This window comes from Streptomyces sp. (assembly GCF_031181555.1).
Lineage (GTDB): Bacteria > Actinomycetota > Actinomycetes > Streptomycetales > Streptomycetaceae > Streptomyces > Streptomyces fimbriatus.
This window is the reverse complement of sequence record NZ_JAPSKQ010000011.1, coordinates 35140-42595: the sequence shown is the minus strand read 5'-3', so window position 1 is coordinate 42595 and position 7456 is coordinate 35140. Positions and strand designations below refer to the sequence as shown.

6 protein-coding genes are annotated in these 7456 nt (G+C 74.3%); 5 read left to right on the top strand and 1 reads right to left on the bottom strand.

Features of this window, described 5'->3' with window-relative positions:
• Nucleotides 1-85 precede the first annotated feature (85 nt).
• The 3 genes from RIM90_RS04425 to RIM90_RS04415 all read left to right on the top strand — a co-directional run bounded on the left by RIM90_RS04425 (nucleotide 86) and on the right by RIM90_RS04415 (nucleotide 4199).
• Nucleotides 86-1264, top strand: coding sequence for a damage-control phosphatase ARMT1 family protein (locus RIM90_RS04425; RefSeq protein WP_309059203.1), 1179 nt, complete (start codon nucleotides 86-88; stop codon nucleotides 1262-1264).
• An 88-nt stretch (nucleotides 1265-1352) separates the two neighbouring features.
• Complete coding sequence (cyc2, locus tag RIM90_RS04420) at nucleotides 1353-3509, top strand: germacradienol/geosmin synthase Cyc2 (protein WP_309059202.1); 2157 nt, start codon at nucleotides 1353-1355, stop codon at nucleotides 3507-3509.
• 231 nt (nucleotides 3510-3740) lie between these two features.
• Nucleotides 3741-4199, top strand: a complete 459-nt coding sequence (locus tag RIM90_RS04415; protein WP_309059201.1) for a PDZ domain-containing protein — start codon at nucleotides 3741-3743, stop codon at nucleotides 4197-4199.
• Here RIM90_RS04415 and RIM90_RS04410 read toward each other — a convergent pair.
• Nucleotides 4192-4956, bottom strand: a complete 765-nt coding sequence (locus RIM90_RS04410; RefSeq protein ID WP_309059200.1) for a metallophosphoesterase — start codon at nucleotides 4954-4956, stop codon at nucleotides 4192-4194. The genes RIM90_RS04415 and RIM90_RS04410 overlap by 8 nt on opposite strands.
• 268 nt (nucleotides 4957-5224) lie before the next feature.
• Between RIM90_RS04410 and RIM90_RS04405 the strand changes: the two genes are divergently transcribed.
• A complete protein-coding gene (locus RIM90_RS04405; RefSeq protein ID WP_309059199.1) occupies nucleotides 5225-6352 on the top strand; it encodes an aminopeptidase P family protein in 1128 nt (375 codons plus the stop codon).
• Nucleotides 6353-6421: 69 nt separating this feature from the next.
• Complete coding sequence (locus RIM90_RS04400; protein ID WP_309059198.1) at nucleotides 6422-7399, top strand: aminoglycoside phosphotransferase family protein; 978 nt, start codon at nucleotides 6422-6424, stop codon at nucleotides 7397-7399.
• Nucleotides 7400-7456: the final 57 nt, after the last annotated feature.

The window sequence follows — 7456 nt, the reverse complement described above, 5'->3', positions numbered from 1 at the left end:
GGGCCGGCCGGTGCGGATGGGGCACCGGCCGGCCCGCCACATGTCGTGCGGCGTCCGACGGCGGGCGCGCGTTACGGTGAGCCGCATGCCCGACATCCCCGCCGCCCCCGTGATCCTCGGCAACGAGCCCGGCTCCTTCCCCCACAGCGTGCTGGCCGAGCGGCACCCCGCGATCATCCGGCAGGTGCGCGAGGCCCTCCCGTACGAGCCCCGGCAGCGGCGCGCGCTCGACGCCCTGCTGACCAACTGCACCGAGGGGGAGATCGAACCCCTCCCCGCCGACGCGCACGACCGGGAGCTGTGGGAGACCTGGGACATGGACGCCTGGGCCGGACGCTCCTGGTACGACGTGCCCTGGCTGTGGTCCGAGAGCTGGTTCTACCGCCGGCTGCTGGACGCGGTGGGCTACTTCGGCCCCGGCCCCTGGCAGGGCATCGACCCCTTCCGCCCTTCCAAACTCGCCGAACTCGACTCACCCGCCACCGACGAGGAACTCGCCGCGCTCGACGACCTCGCCGGCCGGCCGGCGGAGGAACAGGCCCGTGCCCTGCTGCACGGCTCCCTGTGGGGCAACCGCGCCGACCTGGGCTTCAGGCTGTCCGCCGAGGGAGCCGAGGAGGCGGCCCCCGTGCCCGGTCTGGTGGCCGACGACAGCGAGCGTCTGTGGTCGCTGCTCGACACCGCCGGCAGCGGCACGCTGTGCCTGGTCGCCGACAACGCCGGCCGCGAACTCGTCCCGGACCTGCTGCTCGTCGCCCACCTGCTGGCCCACGGCCGGATCGGCCGGGCGGTGCTGCACGTCAAGCCCCACCCGTACTACGTCTCCGACGCCACTCCCGCCGACGTCGTCGACGCGCTGCGCCGGCTCACCGCCGCGGGGGGCGCGGCGGCCGCGTACGGGCGCGGGCTGTGGGCCGCCCTCTCCGACGGCCGCCTCACCCTCCGCGCGCACCCGTTCTCCTGCTCCCCGCTGCCCTACGCCCGGATGCCGGACGACCTCCGCGCCGACTTCGCCGCGGCCGCGGTCACCCTCGTCAAGGGCGACCTCAACTACCGCCGTCTCGTGGGCGACCGGTACTGGCCGCCGACCACACCGTTCGCGGACGTCACCGCCCACTTCCCCGGACCGGTCGCCGCCCTGCGCACCCTGAAGTCCGACGTGATCACCGGGCTGACCCCCGGGACCGAGGCCGCGCTCGTCGCCGCGGAGGGACAGCGCTGGCGCACCGGCGGCACGCACGCCCTGGTCCAGGTCCGGGCGTAGGGAAGGCGATACCGCACCGGTTCACGCGATGGTGTGATCATGTCCCGGCCGGCGGATGCCGCCACCGGTCCCCGGGTAAGGCCCGGCCATGACGCAGCCGTTCGAACTCCCGCACTTCTACCTGCCGCACCCCGCGCGGCTCAACCCGCATGTCGACGAGGCCCGGGCCCACTCGACGACGTGGGCGCGCGAGATGGGCATGCTGGAGGGCTCCGGGGTCTGGGAGCAGGCCGATCTCGACGCGCACGACTACGGCCTGCTCTGCGCCTACACCCACCCCGACTGCGACGGGCCCGCCCTCTCGCTCATCACCGACTGGTACGTGTGGGTCTTCTTCTTCGACGACCACTTCCTGGAGAGGTTCAAACGCACCCAGGACCGGGACGGCGGCAAGGCCCACCTGGACCGGCTGCCGCTGTTCATGCCGCCGGACCCGGCGACGCCCGTCCCCGCACCCGAGAACCCGGTCGAGGCGGGCCTCGCCGACCTGTGGGCGCGCACCGTGCCGGCGATGTCCGCCGACTGGCGCCGCCGGTTCGCCCTCTCCACCGAGCACCTCCTCAACGAGTCCCTGTGGGAGCTGTCCAACATCAACGAGGGACGGATCGCCAACCCCGTCGAGTACATCGAGATGCGCCGCAAGGTGGGCGGCGCCCCCTGGTCGGCCGGGCTCGTGGAGTACGCGACCGCCGAAGTGCCCGCCGCCGTCGCCGGGACCAGGCCGCTCAGGGTGCTGATGGAGACGTTCTCCGACGCCGTGCACCTGCGCAACGACCTGTTCTCCTACCAGCGGGAGGTCGAGGACGAGGGCGAACTCAGCAACGGCGTCCTCGTCCTGGAGACCTTCTTCGGCTGCACCACCCAGGAGGCCGCCGACATCGTCAACGACGTCCTCACCTCACGGCTCCACCAGTTCGAGCACACGGCGTTCACCGAGGTGCCCGCCGTGGCCCTGGAGAACGGCCTGACCCCGGCCGAGGTCGCCGCCGTCGGGGCGTACGCGAAGGGACTGCAGGACTGGCAGTCCGGCGGTCACGAATGGCACATGCGCTCCAGCCGGTACATGAACAAGGGCGCCCGGCCCACCGCCCCCTGGCAGGCGCCGACCGGCCCCGGCACCTCCGCGGCGGACGTCGGCGCGCTGCTCGCCGCGGCAGCCGCCGAGCGGGCGCGCCCCTACACCCACGTGCCCTTCCAGAAGGTCGGTCCGTCGATCATCCCCGACATCCACATGCCGTTCCCGCTGGAGCTGAGCCCCGCCCTGGACGGAGCCCGGCGGCACCTGTTCGAGTGGTCGCACGCGATCGGCTTCCTCAGCGAGGGGGTCTGGGACGAGGACAAGCTCGCGAGCTGCGACCTCCCGCTGTGCGCCGCGGGCCTCGACCCGGACGCCACCCAGGAGCAGTTGAACCTCGCCTCCGGGTGGCTGGCCTTCGGCACCTACGGCGACGACTACTACCCGCTCGTCTACGGCCACCGCCGCGACCTGGCCGCCGCCCGGCTGACCACGGCCCGTCTGTCGGCCTGCATGCCGCTCGACGGGGAGCCGGTCCCGCCGCCGGCCAACGCCATGGAGCGCTCCCTGATCGACCTGTGGGCCCGCACGACGGCCGGCATGACGCCCGAGGAGCGGCGCCCGCTGAAGTCGGCCGTCGACAAGATGACCGAGGCCTGGGTGTGGGAGCTGGCCAACCAGATCCAGAACCGCGTCCCCGACCCGGTGGACTACCTGGAGATGCGGCGCGCCACCTTCGGCTCCGACCTCACCCTGGGCCTGTGCCGCGCCGGTCACGGCCCGGCCGTGCCGCCCGAGGTCTACCGCAGCGGCCCCGTCCGCTCCCTGGAGAACGCGGCGATCGACTACGCCTGCCTCCTCAACGACGTCTTCTCGTACCAGAAGGAGATCGAGTACGAGGGCGAGATCCACAACGCGATCCTCGTCGTGCAGAACTTCTTCGGCGTCGACTATCCGTCCGCCCTCGGTGTCGTGCAGGACCTGATCAACCGGCGCATGAGCCAGTTCGAGCACGTCGTCGCGCACGAACTGCCCGTCGTCTACGACGACTTCCAGCTGTCCGACGAGGCGCGGGCCATCATGCGGGGCTATGTGACCGACCTGCAGAACTGGATGGCCGGCATCCTCAACTGGCACCGGAACGTCCCGCGCTACAAGGCCGAGTACCTGGCCGGACGCACCCACCGCTTCCTGCCGGACCGCCCGCCGGCGCTCCCCGTCCTCAGCTGACGCCCCGCACCCGACGGTCAGTCTCACTCGTTCGTGGCTCGTCGTCTCCCGGTGTTCCGGGTAGCACTCCTGCCGGAGGCGAGGCGAACCATGGAACAGACAGCGTTGCGGCCCAAGCCGATGCCCGGCCGGGAACCGGGCGGCAGCGGGAACAGTACGGGGAACGGGCCCGGGTCCGGTGGGCCGCGGCCGCACGACGTGCGGCGTCGCGGCCGGCGGCTGGTGTCCGCGGTGTCCAGGGCGCTCGTCGCCGTGCTCCTGGTGCTGTCCGGGGCCGGGCTCGGGGCGATGGGCACCGCGGTCGTCGGCGCGGGCGGGATCGCCGAACTGAAGCGGCAGGCGGGGCTGCCGGCCGCCACCCCGTCCGCGTCGGCGCGCTCCGCTCTCTCCGCTCCCTCCGCCGCGGTGGCGCCGCCCGCGCCCGTCGTCGCCAGGCTGGGCGTGGAGGTGGCGGACGACGGGAGACCGGGGGCGCTCGTCGTCGGCGTGCACGTGCCCGGTCCCGGGTTCTCGGCCGGCCTCGTGCGGGGCGACGTGCTCCTCGCGTTCGGTGAGACCCGTGTCGGCTCGGCCGCCGACCTGGCGCGCGCCGTCGCCCGGGCCCGCCCGGGCGCGGAGGTGACCCTGACGGTGCGCCACCGCGGCGGTGACCACCAGCGGCTGACGGTCGTCCCCGGCATCGTCACGTGACCGCGCGGAAGTGGCTCGTCAGCCGCCCGTCGTCGTCCAGCACATGGAAGGCGAGCCCGACCGGAGCGTCCCGGTCCGCGATCTGCTCGCCCTCCCAGGGCAGCCGCAGCGTCCAGGTCACCCCGGGGCCCACCACCAGGGGACGGCCCGCGAACGTCGTGGCGGCCGGGGTGTGGGCGTGACCGGTGATCAGCCCGGCGATCGCGGGCCGGCGCTCCAGCAGGGCGGCCAGCCGATCGGGGTCGCGCAGGGGGCAGGAGTCGGGCAGCGGGTGGTGCAGCGGGACCGGCGGGTGGTGGAAGGCCAGCAGGACCGGGAGGCCGTCCTCGGATCCGTCGAGTCCGTCGAGGGCCGACTCGATCCAGGCGTACGTCTCCTCGTCCAGCTCCCCGTCGTCGCGGCCCGGGACGCTGGAGTCGCACATCAGCACGGCGCCGCCGGGCAGCACATGCGCGCTGTTGACCGGCCCGTCGGCGGCCGCCCGTCCGAGCAGGGCCGTGCGGTACGGCGCGCGGCTGTCGTGGTTGCCCGGACAGGTCAGCACGGGGAACGGGGCGCTGCCGTCGCGCAGTCCCAGCAGATCGGCGGCCTCCTCGTACTCGGCCTCCGTGCCGTGGTCCGCGATGTCGCCGGTGACCAGCAGCGCGTCCGGCCGGCGCGGCAGCTCCCACAGCCGGTCGCGCACCCGCCGGGCACGTTCCGTCGCCCGCGCGGTTCCGTCCAGATGCAGATCGCTGACGTGTGCGAGTACGAGCACGGTCGTACGCCTCCTGAGCCTCGGGTGGTACGAATGGGTAATGGATAAAGCGAATGCAAGCATTAGAACTAATGATTGATCAAGGGTTTTCCGTTAGCTGTTCGGCCGAGGGGCCGGGGCCGTGGTCGAGGCCGTGGGGCGCGCGACCGCCCGGGGCGCTTCCCGGGCGGCGCGCCGCCCGGACGAACACCGCGAACCGGCTCGCGCCGCCCCCTCCCGCCGGGCAGGATGCTGCCCGTAGCCCCTACGTCCGCCCCGGGAGGCCCGGATGACCGGCATCACGCCCGCGCCCTTCACCGCCGACGACTACCAGGCCCGCATGGAGCGTGCGGCGCGGCAGGCCGCCGAGGCCGGACTCGCCGGGCTGCTCGTGGCCCCCGGCCCGGACCTGGTGTGGCTCACCGGGTACACGCCCACCGCGGTCACCGAGCGGCTCACCCTGCTGGTCCTGGCCCCGGGCCGGGACCCCGTGCTGGTCGTCCCCACCCTGGAGGCCCCGGACGCCGAGCGGGCCCCCGGCGCCCGCGCGCTGACCCTGCGCGACTGGACCGACGGCAAGGACCCCTACGCCGCCACCGCCGCCCTGCTGGACGCGCAAGGCCGTTTCGGCATCAGCGACAACACCTGGGCCATGCACCTGCTGGGCCTGCAGAAGGCGCTGCCCGGCACCTCGTACGCCTCCCTCACCGAGGCCCTGCCGATGCTCCGCGCCGTCAAGGACGCGGCGGAGCTGGAACTCCTGGCCGCCGCCGGGGCCGCCGCCGACGCCGCGTTCGAGGAGATCCGGACCGTCGCCTTCGCCGGTCGCCGGGAGTCCGACGTCGCCGCCGACCTCGCCGCGCTGCTGCGGCGGTTCGGGCACTCCCAGGTCGACTTCACGATCGTCGCCTCCGGGCCGAACGGCGCCAACCCGCACCACGAGATCGGCGACCGCGTCATCGAACGCGGCGACATGGTCGTCCTCGACTTCGGCGGCCTGAAGGACGGTTACGGCTCCGACACCTCCCGCACCGTCCACGTCGGCGAACCCACCGACGAGGAGCGCCGGGTGCACGACATCGTGCGCGAGGCCCAGGAGGCGGGCTTTCGCGCGGTGCGGCCCGGCGTCGCCTGCCAGGAGGTCGACCGGGCCGCCCGCGCGGTCATCGCCGACGCCGGGTACGGGGAGTACTTCATCCACCGCACCGGGCACGGCATCGGCGTCACCACGCACGAGCCGCCGTACATGATCGAGGGGGAGGAGCAGCCCCTCGTACCCGGCATGTGCTTCTCCGTCGAACCCGGCATCTACCTGCCCGGCCGGTTCGGCGTGCGCATCGAGGACATCGTGACCGTGACCGAGGACGGCGGGCGGCGCCTGAACAACACCGCGCGGGAGATGGTCACAGTGGACTGAGCGGCTCCTCCGCGTCTCTCCCTTCCCTGCTCGTCCTCTCCCTGCCTCCCGAACGGCAACGGCACGCCCATGACCCAGGCACCGACACCCACCGCGGACACCGTCCGCCGACTGGCCCGTTCCCTGCTGAAGGACGGCGGGGGCGGAAAAGGCGGTGGGAGCGGCAGGAGCGGAGGCGTGGAATCCGCCGCCGGGCCCGAGGTCCGGCCCGTCGCCGGCGGCGACGAGCCCGCCACCTGGTGGGTCGGCACCCGCCATGTGCTGCGCCTCGCCCCGGACCGTGAGACGAGCACGCGGCACCGCCGCGAACTGCGCCTTCGCGAGCTCGTCCGCCCGCACGTCCCGGTCGCGCTGCCGTCGAGCGCGGCGCACGGCGAGTGGGCGCCCGGTCTGTTCTGCACCCTCGACACCAGGGTGCCCGGCGGGACGGGCGAGGAGCACGCCGTGTCCGCCGTCGGCGAGGCCGACCTGGCCGGGCTGCTCACGGGGCTGCGCGAGGTGCCGGTGCGGCAGGCGGAGACGCTCGGTGTGCCGAGGAAGCCCCCGCGTTCCCTGGAGGCCCTGCGCCGGGCCGCCGGACAGGTCGCCGAACGGCTCGCCGAGGCCGACGAGTTCGACCCCGCCCGCCTGAACCAGCTCACCCCGTCCGCGGCGGCCCAGCTCGCCGCCCAGCCCGGCTCGGCGGTCCTCGTCCACCACGCCCTCACCGGCGGGCACCTCGTGGTGAGCGCCGACGGCCGGGTGCGCGGCGTCCTCGGCTGGGGCGCGGCGGTGGTCGGCGACCCGGCCGAGGACATCGCGGGCCTCGCGCTCGCCGTGGGCTCCCCGGCCGCCGTGCGCGCCGCCACCCTGGCCGGCTACGGCGCCCGCCCCTGCCTGCGCGGCCTGTGGCTGGCCCGCTGCGACTCCGTCCGCGCCCTCGCCGAGGGGCTCGTCGGCCGGGGCGCCGACCCGCTGCCCCTGCTGCGCACCCGGCTGCGGCGCGCCTGGGAGCCGATCCTGCTGGAGCGGGTGACGGACCTCGGCCACGGGGACGACGCGCTCTAGGCGTGCCGCCCGGGCAGGTGGGTGACGCGGGGGCCGGCCCGCCCTCCTCCGCCCCGC